Annotated in this window: 19 protein-coding genes; 14 read left to right on the forward strand and 5 right to left on the reverse strand. The window is 61.0% G+C overall.

Going from position 1 to position 21,895, the window contains the following annotated elements:
• Positions 1-71 precede the first annotated feature (71 nt).
• Positions 72-959: a LysR family transcriptional regulator gene (locus tag APT63_19990; protein AMA47725.1), complete on the forward strand. Its 888-nt coding sequence runs from the start codon at positions 72-74 to the stop codon at positions 957-959.
• A gap of 62 nt (positions 960-1,021) precedes the next feature.
• Here the strand turns inward: APT63_19990 and gyrB are convergent, their stop codons facing one another.
• The 5 genes from gyrB to APT63_20015 all read right to left on the reverse strand — a co-directional run bounded on the left by gyrB (position 1,022) and on the right by APT63_20015 (position 8,273).
• Positions 1,022-3,442, reverse strand: a complete 2,421-nt coding sequence (gene gyrB / locus APT63_19995; protein AMA47726.1) for a DNA gyrase subunit B — start codon at positions 3,440-3,442, stop codon at positions 1,022-1,024.
• 4 nt (positions 3,443-3,446) lie between these two features.
• The gene (locus tag APT63_20000) at positions 3,447-4,550 is read right to left on the reverse strand and encodes a DNA replication/repair protein RecF (protein ID AMA47727.1); all 1,104 of its coding nucleotides are present in this window, start codon (positions 4,548-4,550) and stop codon (positions 3,447-3,449) included.
• Positions 4,551-4,564: 14 nt separating this feature from the next.
• Entirely contained in the window at positions 4,565-5,668 is a 1,104-nt protein-coding gene (locus APT63_20005; GenBank protein ID AMA47728.1) for a DNA polymerase III subunit beta, read from the reverse strand.
• Positions 5,669-5,707: 39 nt separating this feature from the next.
• Entirely contained in the window at positions 5,708-7,234 is a 1,527-nt protein-coding gene (locus APT63_20010; protein ID AMA47729.1) for a chromosomal replication initiation protein DnaA, read from the reverse strand.
• A 649-nt stretch (positions 7,235-7,883) separates the two neighbouring features.
• Positions 7,884-8,273: a hypothetical protein gene (locus APT63_20015; GenBank protein ID AMA47730.1), complete on the reverse strand. Its 390-nt coding sequence runs from the start codon at positions 8,271-8,273 to the stop codon at positions 7,884-7,886.
• 336 nt (positions 8,274-8,609) lie between these two features.
• Between APT63_20015 and APT63_20020 the strand changes: the two genes are divergently transcribed.
• From APT63_20020 to APT63_20080, 13 genes are all read left to right on the forward strand, one after another.
• Positions 8,610-10,286: a membrane protein insertase YidC gene (locus APT63_20020; protein ID AMA47731.1), complete on the forward strand. Its 1,677-nt coding sequence runs from the start codon at positions 8,610-8,612 to the stop codon at positions 10,284-10,286.
• An 84-nt stretch (positions 10,287-10,370) separates the two neighbouring features.
• Positions 10,371-11,741, forward strand: coding sequence for a tRNA modification GTPase MnmE (locus APT63_20025; protein AMA47732.1), 1,371 nt, complete (start codon positions 10,371-10,373; stop codon positions 11,739-11,741).
• 512 nt (positions 11,742-12,253) lie between these two features.
• Positions 12,254-14,146, forward strand: coding sequence for a tRNA uridine(34) 5-carboxymethylaminomethyl synthesis enzyme MnmG (gene gidA, locus APT63_20030; GenBank protein AMA47733.1), 1,893 nt, complete (start codon positions 12,254-12,256; stop codon positions 14,144-14,146).
• Positions 14,143-14,793: a 16S rRNA (guanine(527)-N(7))-methyltransferase RsmG gene (locus APT63_20035; GenBank protein AMA47734.1), complete on the forward strand. Its 651-nt coding sequence runs from the start codon at positions 14,143-14,145 to the stop codon at positions 14,791-14,793. The genes gidA and APT63_20035 overlap by 4 nt, the downstream gene beginning before the upstream one ends.
• 18 nt (positions 14,794-14,811) lie before the next feature.
• Positions 14,812-15,603, forward strand: coding sequence for a chromosome partitioning protein (locus APT63_20040; GenBank protein AMA47735.1), 792 nt, complete (start codon positions 14,812-14,814; stop codon positions 15,601-15,603).
• Between the two features lie 9 nt (positions 15,604-15,612).
• Positions 15,613-16,485, forward strand: coding sequence for a chromosome partitioning protein ParB (locus APT63_20045; protein ID AMA47736.1), 873 nt, complete (start codon positions 15,613-15,615; stop codon positions 16,483-16,485).
• A gap of 147 nt (positions 16,486-16,632) precedes the next feature.
• Complete coding sequence (locus APT63_20050; GenBank protein AMA47737.1) at positions 16,633-17,049, forward strand: ATP synthase F0F1 subunit I; 417 nt, start codon at positions 16,633-16,635, stop codon at positions 17,047-17,049.
• A gap of 7 nt (positions 17,050-17,056) precedes the next feature.
• The gene (locus APT63_20055; protein ID AMA47738.1) at positions 17,057-17,926 is read left to right on the forward strand and encodes an ATP synthase F0F1 subunit A; all 870 of its coding nucleotides are present in this window, start codon (positions 17,057-17,059) and stop codon (positions 17,924-17,926) included.
• A 145-nt stretch (positions 17,927-18,071) separates the two neighbouring features.
• The gene (locus APT63_20060) at positions 18,072-18,329 is read left to right on the forward strand and encodes an ATP synthase F0F1 subunit C (GenBank protein AMA47739.1); all 258 of its coding nucleotides are present in this window, start codon (positions 18,072-18,074) and stop codon (positions 18,327-18,329) included.
• 58 nt (positions 18,330-18,387) lie between these two features.
• A complete protein-coding gene (locus APT63_20065; GenBank protein AMA47740.1) occupies positions 18,388-18,858 on the forward strand; it encodes an ATP synthase subunit B in 471 nt (156 codons plus the stop codon).
• A 12-nt stretch (positions 18,859-18,870) separates the two neighbouring features.
• Complete coding sequence (locus APT63_20070) at positions 18,871-19,407, forward strand: ATP synthase F0F1 subunit delta (GenBank protein AMA47741.1); 537 nt, start codon at positions 18,871-18,873, stop codon at positions 19,405-19,407.
• Between the two features lie 21 nt (positions 19,408-19,428).
• Complete coding sequence (locus APT63_20075; GenBank protein AMA47742.1) at positions 19,429-20,973, forward strand: ATP synthase subunit alpha; 1,545 nt, start codon at positions 19,429-19,431, stop codon at positions 20,971-20,973.
• Positions 20,974-21,020: 47 nt separating this feature from the next.
• Positions 21,021-21,881 carry an ATP F0F1 synthase subunit gamma gene (locus APT63_20080; protein ID AMA47743.1) on the forward strand — a complete coding sequence of 287 codons (861 nt, stop codon included), beginning with the start codon at positions 21,021-21,023 and terminating at the stop codon, positions 21,879-21,881.
• Positions 21,882-21,895 lie beyond the last annotated feature (14 nt).

The following is a 21,895-nucleotide window of genomic DNA, read 5'->3' on the forward strand; positions in this document are numbered from 1 at the left end:
GCGTTCGTTTTCGCTCAGCGGCTGTGCATTTTGGCACAGTGTCGGCAGGCGACTCCTGGAGAGAGAAGGGCATGTTCGACTGGAACGATCTACGGTTTTTCCTCGAACTGCAGCGCAGTGGTCGCCTGCTGACAGCGGCCAAGCGCCTGGGAACCACCCACAGCACGGTGGCCCGCCATATCGAGACCATCGAGGGCTGCCTCGGAACGGCCCTGTTCGTGCAGCATGCACAGGGCTATGAGCTGACGCCCGCCGGACAGGCCCTGCTCAAGCACGCCGAAGCCATGGAGAACGTCGCGCTGTTGGCCCAGGAGGAAATCACCCAGAGCATCACGCCCCTGGGCAAGATTCGCCTGGGCGTGACCGAGGGGATCGGTATCTTGTTCTTCACGCCGCAACTCAATGCCCTGTTCTCACGCTACCCCGGGCTTGAGGTCGAACTGGTCGCCGTACCGCGCTTCGTCAGCATCCTCAACCGGGAAGCGGACATCAGCATTCATCTCGAGCGGCCCGATGCCGACGTGCTGATCACGCGCAAGCTGACCGATTATCGCCTGGCACTGTATGCCAGCCGGGCCTATCTGGCGGGTGCACCACCGATTCGCAGTCGTGACGATCTGGCTCAACACGCCTGGATCGGCTATGTGGACGACCTGCTGTTCAGCAAGGAGCTGTTGTTTCTCAACAGCTTCTGTCGCCATCCCAAGGTCATGTTTCGCAGCACCAGCGTCATTGCCCAGCAACAGGCCGCACGCGCGGGCTTGGGGATCGCCGTGCTGCCCAACTACATGGCCAGCCAGGACCTGGACCTGGTCAGGGTATTGCCGGGCGAAGCGCTGCAACGCAGCTACTGGATCAGTACCCGTCGGGAATTGCACAAGTCAGTGCGGTTGAGGGTGGTGTGGGATTATCTGTTGGCGTTGTGCGCGCAGAAGCAGGCGATGCTGCTGGCGGACTGAGGGGAGGGGGGTGAAGCGGAAACGCCCTCGAACCCGTTCAGGCTCGAGGGCGTCTTCATGGATCAGAAGTCCAGGTTGGACACCGCCAGGGCGTTGCCCTCGATGAACTCACGACGCGGCTCGACCGCATCGCCCATCAGGGTGTTGAACAGCTGGTCCGCGGCGATCGCGTCTTCGATCGTCACTTTCAGCATGCGACGCACGTTCGGGTCCATGGTGGTTTCCCACAGCTGGTCCGGGTTCATCTCGCCAAGACCCTTGTAGCGCTGAATGGTGTAGCGCTTGGAGGTTTCGGTCATCAGCCAGTCCAACGCTTCCTTGAACTCCTGGACCGCCTTCTTGCGCTCGCCTCGCTGCACATAGGCGCCTTCGCCCAACAGCGTCGACAGCTTGCCACCCAGGGCCACGACGGTCCGGTAGTCGTTGCTGCCGAAGAAGTCGCGGTTGAAGGTGACGTAGCTGGCCAGGCCATGGGAAGTGATCTCCACCTCGGGCAACCAGACGTTGCGCTCCTTGTCTTCACGCAGCGCGGCCTTGTAGACGAGGCCTGATTTCTGGCTGCTGTTCAGACGTGCCTGGAATTTCTCCATCCAGGCCTGCATGGCGGCATGATCGCCCAACTGCTCGGACGGTACTTCCGGCAGGTAGATGAAGTGCTCGGTGATCTCTTCCGGGTACAGACGCGACAACCGCTTGAGGGTCTTCATCACGCTGCGGAATTCGTTCACCAGACGCTCCAGCTCCACGCCCGAGACAGGCGGGGCGGCTTCGTCCAGGTGCAGGCTGGCATCTTCCAGGGCCGACTGGGTCAGGTATTCTTCCTTGGCCTCGTCGTCCTTGAGGTACTGCTCCTGCTTGCCGCGCTTGATCTTGTAGAGCGGTGGCTGAGCGATGTAGATGTAGCCACGCTCCACCAGCTCGGGCAGTTGCCGGAAGAAGAAGGTCAGCAGCAGAGTACGGATGTGCGAGCCGTCGACGTCAGCATCGGTCATGATGATGATGTTGTGATAGCGCAGCTTGTCGATGTTGTACTCTTCGCGGCCGATGCCGCAGCCCAGTGCCGTGATCAGCGTGCCGACCTCCTGGGACGAGATCATCTTGTCGAAGCGTGCTTTCTCGACGTTGAGGATCTTGCCCTTCAGCGGCAGGATAGCCTGGGTCTTGCGGTTACGGCCCTGCTTGGCCGAACCACCGGCGGAGTCACCCTCCACCAGGTAGAGTTCGGAAAGCGCTGGATCCTTCTCTTGGCAGTCCGCCAGCTTGCCTGGCAGGCCGGCGATGTCCAGAGCGCCTTTGCGGCGGGTCATCTCCCGGGCCTTGCGCGCCGCTTCACGGGCACGCGCGGCGTCGATCATCTTGCCGACGACGGCCTTGGCTTCGTTCGGGTTTTCCAGCAGGAAGTCGGAGAAGTACTTGTTCATCTCCTGTTCCACGGCCGTTTTCACTTCCGAGGAGACCAGCTTGTCCTTGGTCTGGGAGCTGAACTTGGGATCGGGCACCTTGACCGAGATGATCGCGGTCAAGCCTTCACGGGCATCATCGCCTGTGGTGGAGACCTTGTTCTTCTTGGCCAGGCCTTCCTGCTCGATGTAGTTGTTCAGGTTGCGCGTCAACGCCGAGCGGAAGCCCACCAGGTGGGTACCGCCATCGCGCTGAGGAATGTTGTTGGTGAAGCACAACAGGTTCTCGTTGAAGCTGTCGTTCCACTGCAGGGCCACCTCGACACCGACGCCGTCGTCGCGCTGCACGTTGAAGTGGAAGACCTGCGCATTCACGGGCGTCTTGTTGGTGTTCAGGTACTCGACGAATGCGCTCAGGCCGCCTTCGTACTTGAAGAACTCTTCCTTGCCGGAACGCTCGTCCTTCAACAGGATGCCCACGCCCGAGTTCAGGAAGGACAGCTCCCGAATACGCTTGGCCAGGATGTCCCAGCTGAAGTGGATGTTCTTGAAGGTTTCGGCGGACGGGTGGAAGTGGATGTGCGTACCCGTGGTTTCGCTATCGCCCACGATCGCCATCGGCGCCTGGGGGACGCCATGCACGTACGTCTGCTCCCAGATCTTGCCGCTGCGGCGCACGGTCAGGATAAGCTTCTCCGACAGCGCGTTGACCACGGATACGCCTACACCGTGGAGGCCACCCGAGACCTTGTACGAGTTGTCATCGAACTTACCGCCGGCGTGCAGGACCGTCATGATGACTTCGGCCGCAGAAACGCCTTCCTCTTTGTGCACGTCGACCGGGATACCGCGGCCGTTGTCACGTACGCTGATGGATTCGTCCGGATGGATAATGACGGTGATGTCATCGCAATGACCGGCAAGCGCTTCGTCGATCGAGTTGTCGAGGACTTCGAACACCATGTGGTGCAGGCCGCTGCCGTCATCGGTATCGCCGATGTACATGCCGGGGCGCTTACGCACGGCATCCAGCCCTTTCAGCACCTTGATGCTGGAAGAGTCGTATGTTTGATTCTCGCTCATGCCTTCACTCCCGATGGTCGTGGGTCTGGGTGATACGGCCCTGTTCCACGTGGAACAGAGCGACAGGCGTATCCGTCTGCCAGCCGTCCCTCAGTAATTCTTCATCTACGCAGGTGATGAATACCTGGCAGTTCAATTCTTCCAGCAAGCGGCACAATGCGCCGCGATGGTCTTCGTCCAGTTCGGACGGCAGGTCGTCGACCAGGTAGATGCAGCGCCCTTGCCGGGCCTGATTGACCAGATGGCCCTGAGCGATGCGCAAGGCACAAACGACCAGCTTCTGCTGCCCGCGTGACAGGATGTCCGCCGCATTATGAGCGCCCAGCCGCAGCCGTAGATCGGCTCGCTGCGGACCTGCCTGGGTGTGGCCCAACTGCTGGTCACGGTGCAACGAGGTCGCCAGCACGGTCTGCAGGTCGCGGTCCTTGTCCCAGCCGCGGTAATAGCTCAGGGTCAGCCCTTCAAGGTCGAGCAATTGACTTAGCGTACGCTCGAAAACCGGCTTCAAGGCCACGATGTAGCTGCGTCGAAATTCGTCTATTTCTGCACTGGCCGAGCATAATTCCCGGTCCCATGCCGCCTGCGAGGCGACGTCCAGTGTACCATGCCGGAGCCACGAATTCCGTTGCCTGAGCGCCTTCTGCAGGCGCTGCCATGTGGCCATGAAGCGCGGTTCCACGTGGAACACACCCCAGTCTAAAAACTGCCGCCGGATCTTCGGAGCGCCTTCCAGCAATCGGAAGCTGTCGGGGTTGATGAGCTGCAGTGGCAGGATTTCAGCCAGCTGGGCTGTCCCTCGGGCGTTCTGCCCATCGATGCGGATCGAGAAGTCGCCTTGGCGCTCACGTGCGATCCCCAGATTGCTGGAGCCACCGTCCAGCAGGTCGACCTGGCCGAATACCGTGCAATTGGCCTGCTCGTGCTGAATGACCGGGTTGAGTCGTGTGCTCCGAAAGGAGCGTGCCAGGCCCAGCAAGTGAATGGCTTCCAGCACGCTGGTCTTGCCGCTGCCGTTGTCGCCGTAGAGGATGTTGATCCTGGGAGAGGGTTCGAAGGTCACCGGGTGCAGGTTGCGCACGCCGATGACCGATACGCGTCGAAGGGACATGAACGGCGCGAGGCTTAGAGACGCATCGGCATTACGACGTAGGAGGAATCGTCGTTGCCTGCTTCCTGAAGCAAGGCGCTGCTGTTGGAATCGGACAGGAGCAGACGCACCTGATCGGTGGTCATCACGCCCAGCACGTCCAGCAGGTAGCTCACGTTGAAGCCGATCTCCAACGAGGCCCCTTCGTAATCGACGCTGATCTCTTCCTCGGCCTCTTCCTGCTCAGGGTTGTTGGCCTGGATCTTCAGTTGGCCGCTGGCCAGCTGCAGGCGGATACCCCGGTACTTCTCGTTGGACAGGATCGCCGTCCGGCTGAAGGCTTCTCGCAGCAGTTGGCGATCGCCCAGCACCAGCTTGTCACCGCCCTTGGGCAGGACACGCTCATAGTCCGGGAACTTGCCATCGACCAGCTTGGAGGTGAAGGTGAACTCGCCCGTGGTGGCGCGGATATGGTGCTGCCCCAACACGATGCTGACGGTGCCTTCCGGGTCGGTCAGCAGACGTGCCAGCTCGAGAATACCTTTGCGCGGCACGATGACCTGATGTCGCTCGGTCTGACCGACCGGCGCCTGCATGGCGCAAAGCGCCAGACGGTGCCCGTCGGTGGCCACGGCACGCAATGTGTCGGTGGAGACCTCGAGCAGCATCCCGTTGAGGTAATAGCGAACGTCCTGCTGGGCCATGGCAAAGCTGGTGCGCTCGATGAGGCGACGCAGGCGGCTCTGTTCCAGCGTGCAGGTCAGCGATCCCGGACCTTCCTCGACCGTCGGGAAATCATTGGCCGGCAGGGTCGACAAGGTAAAGCGGCTGCGGCCTGCCTTGACCAGCAGTTTCTGCTCGTCGAGCCTGATGTCGATCAGCACGTCGCTGGGCAGGCTCTTGCAGATGTCCATGAGCTTGCGCGCAGGCACGGTGATCTCGCCGGGTTCGGCAGGCTCTTCGAGCTGGACGCGGCCGATCAGCTCGACTTCCAGGTCGGTACCGGTCAACGACAACTGCTGCCCCTGAACCACCAGCAGGACGTTGGACAGCACCGGCAAGGTCTGACGGCGCTCGACAACGCCTGCGACCAGTTGCAGGGGTTTCAACAGGGCTTCGCGTTGAATGGTGAAATGCATGGTCTAGTCCTTGCCTTCAATAAGCGGCGGCGCCGAGGATCAGGTCGTCAGCGTGCGCAGCAGGTTCTTGTAGTCCTCGCGAATGTCCGCGTCGGATTCTTTCAGTTCGTTGATCTTGCGACAGGCGTGCAGGACCGTGGTGTGGTCACGGCCGCCGAACATGTCACCGATTTCCGGCAAGCTGTGGTTGGTCAGTTCCTTGGACAGCGCCATCGCCACCTGACGGGGACGGGCGACCGAACGGGAGCGACGCTTGGACAACAGATCGGAGATCTTGATCTTGTAGTACTCGGCCACCGTGCGCTGAATGTTATCCACACTCACCAGCTTGTCCTGCAGGGCCAGCAGGTCCTTCAACGATTCGCGGATCAGCTCGATGGTGATGTCGCGCCCCATGAAGTGGGAATGCGCGATCACACGCTTCAAGGCACCTTCCAGCTCGCGGACGTTGGAGCGGATGCGCTGCGCGATGAAGAACGCGGCATCGTGCGGCAGGTCGACCTTGGCCTGGTCGGCCTTCTTCATCAGGATGGCGACCCGGGTCTCCAGCTCCGGCGGCTCCACGGCCACCGTCAATCCCCAACCGAAGCGCGACTTGAGACGTTCCTCGAGCCCTTCGATCTCCTTCGGGTAACGGTCGCTGGTCAGAATGACCTGCTGACCGCCTTCGAGCAGCGCGTTGAACGTGTGGAAGAACTCTTCCTGCGAGCGCTCCTTGCGGGCGAAGAACTGGATGTCATCGATCAGCAGGGCATCGACGGAGCGATAGAACCGCTTGAATTCGTTGATCGCGTTCAGCTGCAACGCCTTGACCATGTCGGCGACGAACCGCTCCGAATGCAGGTAGACGACCTTGGCATTGGGGTTCTTCTTCAGCAGATGGTTACCCACGGCGTGCATCAAGTGCGTCTTGCCCAGGCCCACACCGCCGTACAGGAACAGCGGGTTATACCCATGCTTGGGGTTGTCCGCCACCTGCCAGGCCGCGGCACGCGCCAACTGGTTGGACTTGCCTTCGACGAAGGTCTCGAAGGTAAAGGTACGGTTCAGGTAGCTGGTGTGCTTGAGCGCACCTTCCACCTGGACCGTACGTTGCTCGGCCCTGGCCGTGGCCTGAGCAGGGGCCGCTGGAGGGGCCTCGTCGATGGGCGCATACCGCTCCTGGCTGAGGACCGTTTCCGAGGAGGAGGCAGGTTCCGACGAGACTGTATTAAGAGTCGTCGATTCACTGGCGGTCGGTGCCCGGAGCGAGGGCTGTGCCTGGGAAGCGGCCGTGGCGGCATTGACAGGCGCATTGGGTGCGGCCCGCGGGGTAGAGCTGCGGCGGCTGCCGATCAACAGGGACAGTGAAGGTGCCATGCCATTGCCATGCTCACCCAGGAGTTCGAGCAGGCGGCCCAGGTATTTTTCATTGACCCAGTCCAGCACGAAGCGATTAGGCGCGTAGACCCGCAGCTCGGTGCCGTCGGCTTCGATCTGTAGTGGACGGATCCAGGTATTGAATTGCTGGGCAGGCAGTTCGTCGCGCAACAGCTCCACGCATTGCTGCCAAAGTTCCACTGACACGGAGTTCCCCTGAGTTGAAGCCTGGTAGGCGAGTACAAGCGGCCTATTGTACCGGGCACCGGAGCGGTTATCCACATGGAGGGACCACACGCACGACGACACCCTGGACAAAATCCGGCACCAACACCGCCACCGAACTGGGGATAAAGTCTGTGGATAACGCGACTTGAGATCTATGCACAAGTCAGGGTCAAACCCTGTGCATAAATCTTCTGTGGATAGAGTACCTACTTATGCACAGGCTTTTCGCAGCCGCCGCACAGCTGCAGCACGGCTTTCAGACAGACTTAAATTTTTCTGTACAGCCCGTTTTCAGAGGCTTGTAGCGATCTATCCACAGAAAGGTCGCTGCTTAAAAGCTATAGATTCTTTAAAAAAGCTTTCTATCTCTCTTTCTTATTTTTCATAGTAAGGTCCATCCTGGCGTGCCTCGCTCAGGCCCTGCCCCTCATGAGCGTTCGTCTGCTTATAGAGAATGCGAGCTGGTTGGAAATTGACCTACGGCCTTGGTTTCTCTAGAATCGCCGATCTCTTAAAACGGGGGCCATTCCGGCCCGTTGTCGACGAACCAGGTAACACGCCATGAAACGTACTTTCCAACCAAGCACCATCAAGCGCGCACGCACCCACGGTTTCCGTGCTCGCATGGCTACCAAGAACGGCCGCGCAGTTCTGTCGCGTCGTCGTGCCAAAGGCCGTAAGCGTCTGGCCATCTGATTTTCCGGCACAGGTGGTGAGTCAGGACTTCAGTCGGGACAAGCGATTGCTTACCCCCCGGCACTTCAAAGCGGTCTTCGACTCCCCAACCGGCAAGGTTCCAGGGAAAAACCTGCTGATCCTTGCTCGCGAGAACGGTCTCGATCATCCACGCCTCGGGCTGGTGATCGGCAAGAAGAGCGTCAAGCTCGCCGTTCAGCGTAATCGCCTCAAACGCCTGATGCGCGATTCGTTTCGCCTGAACCAGCACATGCTTGCAGGTTGGGACATCGTGATCGTCGCGCGTAGAGGGTTGGGCGAGACGGAAAATCCGGAATTGCATCCACACTTCATCAAGCTCTGGAAGCGTCTGGCCCGTCTGCAGCCCGCTCCGGCAGCCATTGCCGATGTCGCAAGGGTAGACAGTCACGATGCGTAAACTGGCCCTCGTTCCGATCCAGTTCTACCGTTACGCCATCAGCCCATTGATGGCCAGTCACTGTCGTTTCTATCCCTCCTGCTCCTGTTACGCCTATGAAGCCATCGAGACACATGGCCTTCTGCGTGGCGGGTGGCTGACCGTTCGTCGCCTCGGACGCTGTCATCCCTGGAACGACGGCGGGTTCGACCCGGTTCCGCCTGCCGCTTCCTCCCGAACCTCTTCGATAGCCGAGTAATCATGGATATTAAACGCACGATCCTGATCGTCGCCCTGGCAATCGTGGCCTACGTGCTGGTCCTGAAATGGAACCAGGACTACGGTCAGGCCGCCTTGCCGACTCAGACTGCTTCCAGCAACGTCGCTCCGACCCTGCCTGACACCGTGCCTGTGGATAACAACAGCGCCAGTGCCGATGTCCCCAGCACCGGTAACGCTGCCAGCCCGGCCGAATTGGCACCCGTCGCCGCCAGCAAGGACCTCGTCCGCGTCAAGACCGATGTGCTGGACCTGGCTATCGATCCCGTGGGTGGCGACATCGTCCAGCTGCGACTGCCGCAATTCCCCCGTCGCCAGGACCATCCGGACATTCCGTTCCAGCTGTTCGACAACGGTGGCGAACGTACCTACCTGGCCCAGAGTGGCCTGACCGGTACCGATGGGCCGGACGCACGCGCATCGGGTCGCCCGCTGTATGCTGTGGATAAGCGCAGCTACCAGCTGGCCGATGGCCAGGAGCAACTGGTCGTCGACCTGACGTTCAGCGACAAGGGCGTCAACTACACCAAGCGCTTCACCTTCAAGCGGGGCGAGTACGACCTGACTGTCACCTACCTGGTCGACAACCAGAGTGCCCAGGCCTGGACCGGCAACCTGTTTGCCCAGCTCAAGCGTGACGCCAGTTCCGACCCGTCTTCCAGCACCGCGACCGGTACGGCGACCTATCTGGGCGCTGCGCTGTGGACAAGTTCGGAGCCCTACAAGAAGGTGTCGATGAAGGACATCGACAAGGGCAGCTTGAAGGAAACCGTTGCCGGCGGCTGGGTCGCTTGGCTGCAGCACTACTTCGTGACCGCCTGGATTCCGGCCAAGTCCGACAACAACATCGTCCAGACCCGCAAGGACAGCCAGGGCAACTACATCATCGGCTACACCGGTCCTGCGTTGAGTGCAGCACCTGGTGCCCAGGTCCAGACCAGCACGACGTTGTATGCCGGTCCGAAGAGCCAGGACAAGCTCAAGGAGTTGTCCCCAGGCCTGGAGCTGACCGTCGACTACGGCTTCCTGTGGTTCATCGCCCAGCCGATCTTCTGGCTGCTGCAACATATCCACAGCCTGCTGGGCAACTGGGGCTGGTCGATCATCGTGCTGACCATGCTGATCAAAGGCCTGTTCTTCCCGCTGTCCGCCGCCAGCTATCGTTCGATGGCCCGCATGCGCGCCGTGGCGCCGCGTGTCCAGGCGCTGAAAGAGCAGCATGGTGACGATCGCCAGAAGATGTCTCAGGCGATGATGGAGCTGTACAAGAAAGAGAAGATCAATCCACTGGGCGGCTGCCTGCCGATCCTGGTGCAGATGCCGGTCTTCCTGGCCCTGTACTGGGTGCTGCTGGAAAGCGTCGAAATGCGCCAGGCACCGTGGATCCTGTGGATCACCGACCTGTCCATCAAGGATCCGTTCTTCATCCTGCCGATCATCATGGGCGCGACCATGTTCATTCAGCAGCGTCTGAACCCGACGCCGCCGGATCCGATGCAGGCGAAGGTCATGAAGATGATGCCGATCGTCTTCACCTTCTTCTTCCTGTGGTTCCCGGCCGGCCTGGTGCTGTACTGGGTTGTGAACAACTGCCTGTCGATCACCCAGCAGTGGTTCATCACCCGTCGCATCGAGGCCAGCAAGAACGCTTCCGCCTGATTGCGCGGTACGCTAGCCTGTGAATGAAAACGCCCCTTCGGGGGCGTTTTTGCTATCTGTCGATTTGTCGTAGAGGTCCACCCCATGAATATCCAGCGAGACACCATCGCCGCCATCGCCACGGCCCAGGGACGGGGCGGTGTCGGCATCGTGCGGCTCTCCGGCCCTCTGGCGCGTGCCGCCGGCCGTGTATTGACCGGACGTGACCTGACACCACGGCACGCCCACTACGGCCCTTTCAAGACCGAAGAGGGGCAGGTCCTGGACGAAGGGATCGCATTGTTCTTCGCCGGGCCTCAATCGTTCACCGGCGAAGACGTGCTCGAACTGCAGGGGCATGGCGGGCCGGTGGTCATGGACATGCTGCTGCAGGCCTGTGTACAACTCGGGTGCCGCCTGGCGCGCCCCGGTGAGTTCAGCGAGCGGGCGTTCCTCAATGACAAGCTCGACCTGGCCCAGGCCGAAGCGATCGCCGACCTCATCGAGGCCAGTTCTGCACAGGCGGCCCGCAATGCCTTGCGTTCATTGCAAGGAGACTTCTCGAAACGCGTGGGCCTGCTTACTGACGCGCTGATCGGCTTGAGGATCTATGTGGAAGCCGCCATCGATTTTCCCGAGGAGGAGATCGACTTCCTGGGCGATGGTGTGGTGCTGGGCCTGCTCGACGGCGTTCGCGAAACGTTATCCACCGTGCAACGTGAGGCCGGGCAGGGCGCCTTGCTTCGCGACGGCATGACCGTGGTCATCGCAGGGCGCCCGAACGCGGGCAAGTCGAGCCTGCTCAATCACCTGGCCGGCCGTGAAGCCGCCATCGTGACCGATATTGCCGGAACCACCCGGGACATCCTGCGCGAACATATCCACATCGATGGCATGCCTCTGCACATCATCGACACGGCCGGCCTGCGCGCCACCGAGGACCAGGTCGAACAGATCGGGGTGCAGCGGGCGCTCAAGGCCATTCACGAAGCCGACCGTGTCCTGCTGGTGGTGGATTCCACCGCACCCGAAAGCCAGGATCCCTTCGGGCTGTGGCCTGAATTTCTGAGCGAGCCGCCCGAACCGTCGAAGGTGACGCTGATCCGCAACAAGGCCGATCTCAGTGGCGAATCTGTCGGCCGTGTGGATAACAGCGACGGTCATGTGACCCTGACCTTGAGTGCCGGTGAGCACGTCGCAGGGCTCGACCTGTTGCGCGATCACCTCAAGGCCTGCATGGGCTACGAGCAGACGGCGGAAAGCGGCTTCAGCGCACGCAGGCGCCACCTGGAGGCGCTGCGTCAGGCCAGTGACCACCTGGAACACGGACGCGCCCAGCTCACCCTGGCCGGTGCGGGCGAGTTGTTGGCCGAGGATCTGCGCCAAGCGCAGCAGGCCCTGGGTGAAATCACGGGTGCCTTCAGCTCCGATGACCTGCTGGGCCGCATCTTTTCGAGTTTCTGCATCGGCAAGTGATCGAGCACGGCCGATCCGACACACAGGATCGGCCACTCGCCTGCCTCGACCATTCGCAATGGATGGTCGCTACGACATCCCCTGTCGGTCGTTTTTCCTATTTCCCTTCCCTTAATCGCCTTTTCTGGCACGCATGAGCCCTGTGCACAACTCTCATTCAGCTCCGTTGATAAGCCTTGATTCTGCCTGGGGATAACTAGTCCTGTGCATAAGATAAGGTTCCATCCACAGCTTGCACAGAGTTATCCATAGCCCTCAACCCCAGTGGATAACAGGGTTTTGAAATCTTCTAGGCCTTGAATACAAAGGCCTGTAGCAATCTATCCACAGAAAGAGGCTCCTCTAAGAATAAACATAAAAACAAGCTTTTCTTAATCTCTTCTCCTTGAATCTGTATTTGCCGTTCATCCACAGGTTGATCAAATTTTGCCCAAACGCTTTCCCGCACCTAGAGGAAGTCCCTATACTTGTCGGCTTACTTTTCTATTTGCGATACAGGCACGAGGTGCGTGGTGGATTTCCCTTCCCGTTTTGAAGTGATCGTCATCGGCGGCGGCCATGCCGGTACCGAGGCTGCGCTTGCATCGGCACGCATGGGGGTCAAGACCCTGCTGCTGACGCACAACGTGGAAACCCTCGGTCACATGAGCTGCAACCCTGCGATTGGTGGCATCGGCAAGAGCCATCTGGTCAAGGAGATCGATGCGCTCGGCGGTGCCATGGCGCTGGCCACCGACAAGAGCGGTATCCAGTTCCGGGTACTGAACAACCGCAAAGGCCCGGCCGTACGGGCAACCCGTGCCCAGGCCGACCGCGCCATCTACAAGTCCGTGGTGCGCGAGATCCTGGAAAACCAGCCGAACCTGTGGATATTTCAGCAGTCGTGCGATGACCTGATCGTCGAGCAGGATCAGGTCAAGGGCGTGGTGACGCAGATGGGGCTGCGCTTCATGGCCGATGCCGTGGTGTTGACCACCGGCACGTTCCTGGGCGGACTCATCCACATCGGCCTGCAGAACCACTCCGGCGGCCGGGCGGGCGATCCGCCTGCCATCGCGCTGGCCAACCGGATGCGCGAACTGCCGCTGCGCGTCGGTCGCCTCAAGACCGGCACACCGCCGCGTATCGACGGGCGCTCGGTGGACTTCTCGGTGATGTCCGAACAGCCGGGCGATACCCCGATTCCGGTCATGTCGTTCATGGGCAACGCGGCGATGCACCCGCGTCAGGTGAGCTGCTGGATCACCCACACCAACGAGCGCACCCACGAGATCATCGCGGCCAACCTGGATCGCTCGCCCATGTACTCGGGCATGATCGAAGGGATCGGCCCGCGTTACTGCCCGTCGATCGAAGACAAGATCCACCGCTTCGCCGACAAGCAGAGCCACCAGGTATTCATCGAGCCGGAAGGCCTGACCACCCACGAGCTGTACCCGAACGGCATTTCCACCTCGCTGCCGTTCGACGTGCAGCTGCAGGTGGTGCGTTCGATCCGCGGCATGGAGAACGCCCATATCGTGCGGCCGGGCTATGCCATCGAATACGATTACTTCGATCCGCGGGACCTCAAGTACAGCCTCGAGACCAAGGTCATCGGTGGCCTGTTCTTCGCCGGGCAGATCAATGGCACCACCGGCTACGAAGAAGCCGGCGCCCAAGGTCTGCTGGCCGGGACCAACGCCGCGCTGCTGGCACGCGGTCAGGACGCCTGGTGCCCACGCCGTGACGAAGCCTACATCGGCGTGCTGGTCGACGACCTGATCACCCTGGGTACCCAGGAGCCCTACCGCATGTTCACCTCGCGTGCCGAGTACCGGTTGATCCTGCGCGAAGACAACGCCGACCTGCGCCTGACCGAAAAGGGCCGTGAACTGGGCCTGATCGACGACGCGCGCTGGGCCGCGTTCTGCGCCAAGCGCGAAGGGATCGAACGGGAAGAGCAGCGCCTGCGCAGTACCTGGGTACGTCCGAACACGCCCGAAGGCCAGGCGGTCAGCGAGCGCTTCGGCACCCCGCTGAGCCACGAATACAGCCTGTTGAGCCTGCTGACCCGTCCGGAAGTGGACTACGCCGGCCTGACCGAAGCCCTGGGCACCGCACCGGCCGAGCCGCAGGTGGCCGAGCAGGTGGAGATCCGCACCAAGTACGCCGGTTACATCGATCGCCAACAGGAAGAGATTGCGCGTTTGCGTGCCAGCGAGGACACTCGCCTGCCTGTGGATATCGACTACCCCTCGATCCCGGGGTTGTCCAAGGAAATCCAGGGCAAGCTTGGCCAGACCCGTCCCGAGACGCTGGGCCAGGCCTCGCGTATCCCGGGCGTCACGCCGGCGGCGATTTCCCTGTTGCTGATCCACCTGAAAAAACGCGGCGCGGGCCGCGAACTGGAGCAAAGCGTTTGAGTTCCCCGGTCACCGCTGTACACGCTGCCGAGTTGTCCACAGGCGCCCAAGCACTGGGCGTCGCCTTGAGCCCACGTCAGCACGAATTGCTGCTGGGTTACCTTGCCTTGCTGATCAAGTGGAACAAGGCGTACAACCTCACGGCGGTAAGGGACCCCGACGAGATGGTCTCCCGGCACCTGCTCGACAGCCTCAGCGTCATGCCCTTCATCGACAGCGACCGTGACCGCTGGCTGGACGTCGGCAGCGGCGGCGGCATGCCAGGCGTGCCGCTGGCCATCCTGCATCCCGAGAAGTCGGTGACCCTGCTCGACAGCAATGGCAAGAAGACCCGGTTCCTCACCCAGGTGAAGCTGGAGCTGGGGCTGGACAACCTGCAGGTTATCCACAGCCGGGTCGAAGCGTTCACACCCGAGCAGCCCTTCGACGGGATCGTCTCCCGGGCCTTCAGCAGCATGGAGAACTTCACCGGCTGGACGCGCCACCTGGGCGACACCGAAACGCGGTGGTTGGCAATGAAAGGGCTGCATCCTGCCGACGAACTGGTAGCATTGCCGGCAGACTTCACAGTGGAAAGCGAGCAGGCCTTGACCGTTCCGGGTTGCCAAGGCCAGCGCCATCTACTGATACTGCGCCGCAAGGCATGACAGGGAATACACGCATCAATGGCTAAGGTATTCGCAATCGCGAACCAGAAAGGTGGCGTGGGCAAGACCACCACCTGCATCAATCTCGCCGCGTCCCTGGCCGCTACCAAGCGCCGGGTGCTGCTGATCGATCTCGACCCGCAGGGCAACGCGACCATGGGCAGCGGTGTGGACAAGCACATGCTCGAGCACTCGGTCTACGACCTGCTCATCGGGGAGTGCGACCTGGCCCAGGCCATGCACATCTCCGAGCACGGCAATTTCCAGCTGCTGCCGGCCAACCGCGACCTCACCGCCGCCGAAGTGGTGCTGCTGGAAATGCAGGTCAAGGAAAGCCGCCTGCGCAATGCACTGGCGCCGATCCGCGAGAACTACGATTTCATCCTCATCGACTGCCCGCCGTCGCTGTCGATGCTGACGCTCAACGCGCTGGTGGCGTCCGATGGCGTCATCATCCCCATGCAGTGCGAGTACTACGCGCTGGAGGGGCTGAGCGACCTGGTGGACAACATCAAGCGCATCGCCGCCAAGCTCAACCCGGCGTTGAAGATCGAAGGCCTGCTGCGGACCATGTACGATCCGCGCCTGAGCCTGAACAACGACGTCTCGGCGCAGCTCAAGGAACACTTCGGCGAGCAGCTGTACGACACCGTCATTCCACGCAACATCCGCCTGGCCGAGGCGCCGAGCTTCGGCATGCCGGCCCTGGCCTACGACAAGCAGTCCAAGGGCGCGGTCGCGTACCTGGCCCTGGCCACCGAACTGGTGCGTCGCCAGCGCCGCCCCTCCCGCGCCGCACAGACAAGTTAAGGAATCCGCATGGCCGTCAAGAAACGGGGTCTCGGGCGCGGGCTGGATGCGCTGCTCAGCGGTCCTTCGATCAGCGCGCTCGAGGCGCAGGCTGTCAAGGTCGACCGCAAGGAGCTGCAGCACCTGCCCGTCGACCTGATCCAGCGTGGCAAGTACCAGCCGCGGCGCGACATGGATCCCCAGGCGCTGGAAGAGCTGGCGCATTCGATCCGCGCCCATGGCGTCATGCAGCCGATCGTGGTGCGTCCGATCGACGATGAGCGCTACGAGATCATCGCCGGCGAACGCCGCTGGCGGGCGACTCAGCAGGCCGGCCTGGACACGATCCCGGCCATGGTGCGCGTGCTGCCCGACGAGGCGGCCATCGCCATGGCGCTGATCGAGAACATCCAGCGCGAGGACCTCAACCCGCTCGAGGAAGCCATGGCGCTGCAACGCCTGCAACAGGAGTTCGAGCTGACCCAGCAGCAGGTGGCCGATGCCGTCGGCAAGTCGCGGGTGACCATCGCCAACCTGCTGCGCCTGATCAGCCTGCCGGAAGCCATCAAGACCATGCTCGCCCACGGCGATCTGGAAATGGGCCATGCCCGTGCCTTGCTCGGATTGGGCGAAGATCGGCAGGTCGAAGGGGCGCGACACGTTGTCGCACGGGGGCTGACCGTCCGTCAGACCGAAGCGTTGGTCCGGCAGTGGTTGAGCGACAAGCCCGAGCCGGTGGAAGAGGCCAAGCCCGACCCTGACATCAGTCGCCTGGAACAGCGACTGGCAGAGCGCCTGGGCTCGGCGGTGCAGATCAAGCACGGGCAAAAAGGCAAAGGGCAACTGGTGATCCGCTACAACTCGCTGGACGAGTTGCAGGGCGTACTTGCACACATCCGCTGAAACAATTCGCCAAAGACCACGCAGCCGGAAAAGACCACCGAAGAGTTGAATAGGGGGACATCCCCCCTATACTCTGCGCGCATTTTGTCGGCACAAATTATGCCAAGTCATCGTTGACTTGAAGGTCGACTCCGAGGAGCCGCAGCCATGGAAATACGCACGCCAAACCGCCTGCCGTTCCATCGCTGGGCAGTTTTCCCGGTGCTGGCGGCTCAATGCATCGTGTTACTGCTGGCAGCCGTGGTGCTGTGGCAATGGCAAGGCACCGTCAGCGGTTACTCAGGTCTTTGCGGAGGCCTGATCGCCTGGCTGCCGAACCTGTACTTTGCCTGGAAGGCGTTTCGCTTCAGTGGCGCCCGGGCAGCGCAGGCCATCGTCAAGTCGTTCTACGCTGGCGAGGCAGGCAAATTGATTATCACGGCAGTGCTGTTCGCACTGACCTTCGCAGGAGTGAAGCCACTGGCGCCGCTGGCAGTATTCGGCGTCTTCGTGCTGACCCAGTTGGTCAGCTGGTTCGCGCCCCTGCTAATGAATAAAAGACTTTCAAGACCTAAGGGCGTTTGAGGCAACCATGGCAGCAGAAACCGCTTCGGGCTATATCCAGCACCACTTGCAGAACCTGACCTACGGTCAACTACCAGACGGCAGCTGGGGCCTGGCCCATTCGGCTGCCGAAGCCAAGGCGATGGGGTTCTGGGCATTCCACCTGGACACCCTGGGCTGGTCGGTTGCCCTGGGCCTGATCTTCCTGTTCATCTTCCGCATGGCGGCGAGGAAGGCGACCTCGGGTCAACCGAGTGGCCTGCAGAACTTCGTCGAGGTGCTGGTCGACTTCGTCAACGGCAGCGTGAAGGACTCCTTCCACGGCCGCAGCGCGGTGATCGCGCCGCTCGCCCTGACCATCTTCGTCTGGGTGTTCCTGATGAACGCCATCGACCTGGTGCCGGTAGACTGGATTCCGCAACTGGCCATCCTGATCTCGGGTGATCCGCACATCCCGTTCCGCGCCGTGTCGACCACCGACCCGAACGCGACGCTGGCCATGGCCTTCTCGGTCTTCGCGCTGATCATCTTCTACAGCATCAAGATCAAGGGCCTGGGCGGTTTCCTGGGCGAGCTGACCCTGCACCCGTTCGGCAGCAAGAACATCTTCGTGCAGATCCTGCTGATCCCGGTCAACTTCCTGCTCGAGTTCGTCACCCTGATCGCCAAGCCGATCTCGCTGGCCCTGCGACTGTTCGGCAACATGTACGCCGGCGAGCTGGTGTTCATCCTGATCGCGGTGATGTTCGGCGCCGGCATCCTCTGGCTGAGCGGCCTGGGTGTGGTGCTGCAGTGGGCGTGGGCGGTGTTCCACATCCTGATCATCACCCTGCAAGCCTTCATCTTCATGATGCTGACCATCGTCTACCTGTCGATGGCGCACGAAGATAACCATTAAGACCGCCTGGCGTGTCTGATCGCCTTCCTCGCTCGTCCGGGAGGAAGGCTGGAAAAAGTCCGCAAGGGCCGTTGTACCTGACGATTTGTTTTACCGCTTCAATTAAAAAACCTAACCAATACGACGTAAAAAGTCGGGAGGAAAGATGGAAACTGTAGTTGGTCTTACCGCTATCGCTGTTGCTCTGCTGATCGGTCTGGGTGCACTGGGCACCGCCATTGGTTTCGGCCTGCTGGGCGGCAAGTTCCTTGAAGGTGCTGCTCGCCAGCCAGAAATGGTTCCGATGCTGCAGGTCAAGATGTTCATCGTCGCCGGCCTGCTGGACGCCGTGACCATGATCGGCGTTGGTATCGCTCTGTTCTTCACCTTCGCAAACCCCTTCGTTGGTCAGATCGCCGGCTAATCACTCGTTTTCCACGAGTGACTGGCTGTGATGAACGAAGACCGAGCGAGGTGTTGGCGTGAATATTAATGCAACCCTGATTGGCCAATCCGTTGCTTTCCTGATTTTTGTCGTCTTCTGCATGAAGTACGTGTGGCCTCCGGTCATTGCGGCTCTGCAGGAGCGTCAAAAGAAGATTGCCGATGGTTTGGACGCTGCCAACCGCGCTGCTCGCGACCTGGAGCTGGCCCAAGAGAAAGTGGGTCAGCAACTGCGTGAAGCAAAAGCACAGGCGGCTGAAATCATTGAGCAAGCCAAGAAGCGCGCTGCTCAGCTTGTCGACGAAGCCCGGGAACAGGCTCGTGTCGAAGCTGACCGTGTGAAGGCTCAGGCTCAGGCCGAGATCGAACAGGAACTCAACAGCGTCAAAGACGCCCTGCGTGCCCAAGTGGGCAGCCTGGCCGTCGGCGGTGCTGAAAAGATCCTTGGCGCCACAATCGATCAAAACGCGCATGCGGAGCTGGTTAACAAACTGGCCGCTGAAATTTAAGCGAGGGCGATCATGGCAGAACTGACCACGTTGGCCCGACCTTACGCTAAGGCTGCCTTCGAGCACGCCCAGGCCCATCAGCAACTGGCCAATTGGTCAGCCATGCTCGGCCTGGCTGCTGCGGTGTCGGAAGACGACACCATGCAGCGCCTGCTCAAGGCCCCGCGACTGACGAGCGCAGAAAAGGCCGCCACGTTCATTGACGTGTGCGGTGACAAGTTTGATGCAGAGGCACGTAATTTCATTCACGTTGCCGCGGAAAACGACCGTCTCCTGCTGTTGCCGGAGATTGCCGAACTGTTCGAGCTGTACAAGGCCGAGCAGGAGCGATCCGTGGACGTGGACGTCATCAGTGCGTTTGCGTTGAACCAAGAACAGCAAGACAAACTCGCCAAGGTTCTCAGTGCACGGTTAGGCCAGGAAGTGCGCCTGCACGCGTCGGAGGATGCCAGCCTGATCGGTGGCGTCGTCATCCGCGCCGGCGACCTGGTAATCGATGGCTCGGTTCGCGGCAAGATCGCGAAACTGGCCGAAGCATTGAAATCTTGAGTTTGAAGGGGCAGCAGAGCAATGCAGCAACTCAATCCTTCCGAAATTAGTGAAATCATCAAGGGCCGCATCGAGAAACTCGATGTGAGCTCCCAAGCCCGTAACGAAGGTACCGTCGTCAGCGTTTCCGACGGTATCGTGCGGATCCACGGTCTGGCCGACGTCATGTACGGCGAAATGATCGAGTTCCCGGGCGGCGTGTACGGTATGGCCCTGAACCTGGAGCAAGACTCCGTGGGTGCGGTCGTACTGGGCGCGTACACCTCCCTCGCCGAGGGCATGAGTGCCAAGTGCACCGGTCGCATCCTGGAGGTTCCGGTCGGTAAGGAACTGCTGGGTCGCGTCGTCGATGCCCTGGGCAACCCGATCGATGGCAAAGGTCCGCTGAACAACACCGAGACCGACGCTGTCGAGAAAGTCGCGCCTGGCGTGATCTGGCGTAAGTCGGTAGACCAGCCGGTCCAGACCGGCTACAAGGCTGTCGATGCCATGATCCCGGTCGGCCGTGGTCAGCGTGAGCTGATCATCGGTGACCGTCAGATCGGCAAGACCGCGATGGCGGTCGACGCCATCATCAACCAGCGTGACAGCGGCATCTTCTGCGTCTACGTGGCCGTTGGCCAGAAGCAGTCGACCATCGCCAACGTCGTTCGCAAGCTGGAAGAAAACGGCGCCCTGGCCAACACCATTATCGTGGCCGCCAGTGCTTCCGAATCCGCCGCACTGCAGTTCCTGGCACCTTACGCCGGCTGCACCATGGGCGAGTTCTTCCGTGACCGCGGTGAAGACGCGCTGATCGTCTACGATGACCTGTCCAAGCAGGCCGTGGCCTACCGTCAGATCTCCCTGCTGCTGCGCCGTCCACCAGGACGTGAGGCTTACCCAGGTGACGTGTTCTATCTCCACTCCCGTCTGCTGGAGCGTGCATCGCGCGTTTCCGAAGAGTACGTCGAGAAGTTCACCAACGGTGCCGTGACCGGCAAGACCGGCTCGCTGACCGCGCTGCCGATCATCGAAACCCAGGCTGGCGACGTTTCCGCGTTCGTTCCGACCAACGTGATCTCGATCACCGACGGTCAGATCTTCCTGGAATCGGCCATGTTCAACTCGGGCATCCGTCCTGCCGTGAACGCCGGTGTGTCGGTATCCCGTGTTGGTGGTGCCGCTCAGACCAAGATCATCAAGAAGCTGTCCGGTGGTATTCGTACCGCGCTGGCCCAGTACCGTGAACTGGCGGCTTTCGCCCAGTTCGCCTCGGACCTGGACGAAGCGACCCGCAAGCAGCTGGAGCATGGTCAGCGCGTCACCGAGCTGATGAAGCAGAAGCAGTACGCGCCGATGTCCATCGCGGACATGGCTCTGTCGCTGTACGCCGCTGAGCGTGGCTTCCTGACCGACGTCGAAATCGCCAAGATCGGTAGCTTCGAACAAGCGCTGATTGCCTACTTCAACCGCGATCACGCCGACCTCATGGCCAAGATCAACGTGAAAGGTGACTTCAACGACGAAATCGACGCTGGCATGAAAGCCGGTATCGAGAAGTTCAAGGCCACCCAGACCTGGTAAGCCGCAGCGGGGGCCCTGCCCCCGCTTGCTAACCTGATAGGTGATACATGGCAGGCGCAAAAGAGATTCGCAGTAAGATTGCGAGCATCAAAAGCACGCAAAAAATTACCAGCGCCATGGAGAAAGTGGCGGTCAGCAAAATGCGCAAGGCACAACTGCGCATGGCTGCCAGCCGCCCTTACGCGGAGCGTATCCGCCAGGTGATCGGTCATCTGGCCAACGCCAACCCGGAATACCGCCATCCTTTCATGATCGAGCGTGACGTCAAGCGCGTCGGTTATGTCGTGGTGAGCAGTGACCGTGGTCTGTGCGGTGGCTTGAACACCAACCTGTTCAAGGCCCTGGTCAAGGACATGAACGCCAACCGCGGACAGGGCGTCGAAATCGACCTGTGCGTGATCGGTAGCAAAGGTGCGACGTTCTTCCGCAGCTTTGGCGGCAACGTGGTAGCGGCGATCAGCCACCTGGGCGAAGAGCCGTCGATCAACGATCTGATCGGCAGCGTCAAGGTCATGCTGGACGCTTACCTCGAAGGCCGTATCGATCGCCTCTCCGTGGTGTCGAACAAGTTCATCAACACCATGACTCAACAACCGACGGTCGAGCAACTGGTACCGTTGGAGGCAACCCCGGATCAAGAACTCAAGCACCACTGGGATTACCTGTACGAACCCGACGCCAAGGAGCTGCTGGACGGCTTGATGGTGCGTTACGTGGAGTCGCAGGTGTACCAGGCGGTGGTCGAGAACAATGCGGCCGAACAGGCTGCCCGGATGATCGCCATGAAGAACGCCACAGACAACGCCGGTGACCTGATCAGCGATCTCCAGCTGATCTACAACAAGGCGCGTCAGGCTGCGATCACCCAGGAGATCTCGGAAATCGTCGGCGGCGCTGCCGCGGTTTAACGGTTCACATATTC

The sequence above is a fragment of the Pseudomonas monteilii genome, from assembly GCA_001534745.1.
Classification (GTDB): domain Bacteria; phylum Pseudomonadota; class Gammaproteobacteria; order Pseudomonadales; family Pseudomonadaceae; genus Aquipseudomonas; species Aquipseudomonas alabamensis.

Bases quoted from the DNA above. Each gene is read 5' to 3' on its own strand.
- APT63_19990 (AMA47725.1), top strand. From the start codon at position 72: ATGTTCGACTGGAACGATCTACGGTTTTTCCTCGAACTGCAGCGCAGT.
- gyrB (AMA47726.1), bottom strand. From the start codon at position 3,442: ATGAGCGAGAATCAAACATACGACTCTTCCAGCATCAAGGTGCTGAAA.
- APT63_20000 (AMA47727.1), bottom strand. From the start codon at position 4,550: ATGTCCCTTCGACGCGTATCGGTCATCGGCGTGCGCAACCTGCACCCG.
- APT63_20005 (AMA47728.1), bottom strand. From the start codon at position 5,668: ATGCATTTCACCATTCAACGCGAAGCCCTGTTGAAACCCCTGCAACTG.
- APT63_20015 (AMA47730.1), bottom strand. From the start codon at position 8,273: ATGCAATTCCGGATTTTCCGTCTCGCCCAACCCTCTACGCGCGACGAT.
- APT63_20020 (AMA47731.1), top strand. From the start codon at position 8,610: ATGGATATTAAACGCACGATCCTGATCGTCGCCCTGGCAATCGTGGCC.
- APT63_20025 (AMA47732.1), top strand. From the start codon at position 10,371: ATGAATATCCAGCGAGACACCATCGCCGCCATCGCCACGGCCCAGGGA.
- APT63_20040 (AMA47735.1), top strand. From the start codon at position 14,812: ATGGCTAAGGTATTCGCAATCGCGAACCAGAAAGGTGGCGTGGGCAAG.
- APT63_20045 (AMA47736.1), top strand. From the start codon at position 15,613: ATGGCCGTCAAGAAACGGGGTCTCGGGCGCGGGCTGGATGCGCTGCTC.
- APT63_20050 (AMA47737.1), top strand. From the start codon at position 16,633: ATGGAAATACGCACGCCAAACCGCCTGCCGTTCCATCGCTGGGCAGTT.
- APT63_20055 (AMA47738.1), top strand. From the start codon at position 17,057: ATGGCAGCAGAAACCGCTTCGGGCTATATCCAGCACCACTTGCAGAAC.
- APT63_20060 (AMA47739.1), top strand. From the start codon at position 18,072: ATGGAAACTGTAGTTGGTCTTACCGCTATCGCTGTTGCTCTGCTGATC.
- APT63_20070 (AMA47741.1), top strand. From the start codon at position 18,871: ATGGCAGAACTGACCACGTTGGCCCGACCTTACGCTAAGGCTGCCTTC.
- APT63_20075 (AMA47742.1), top strand. From the start codon at position 19,429: ATGCAGCAACTCAATCCTTCCGAAATTAGTGAAATCATCAAGGGCCGC.
- APT63_20080 (AMA47743.1), top strand. From the start codon at position 21,021: ATGGCAGGCGCAAAAGAGATTCGCAGTAAGATTGCGAGCATCAAAAGC.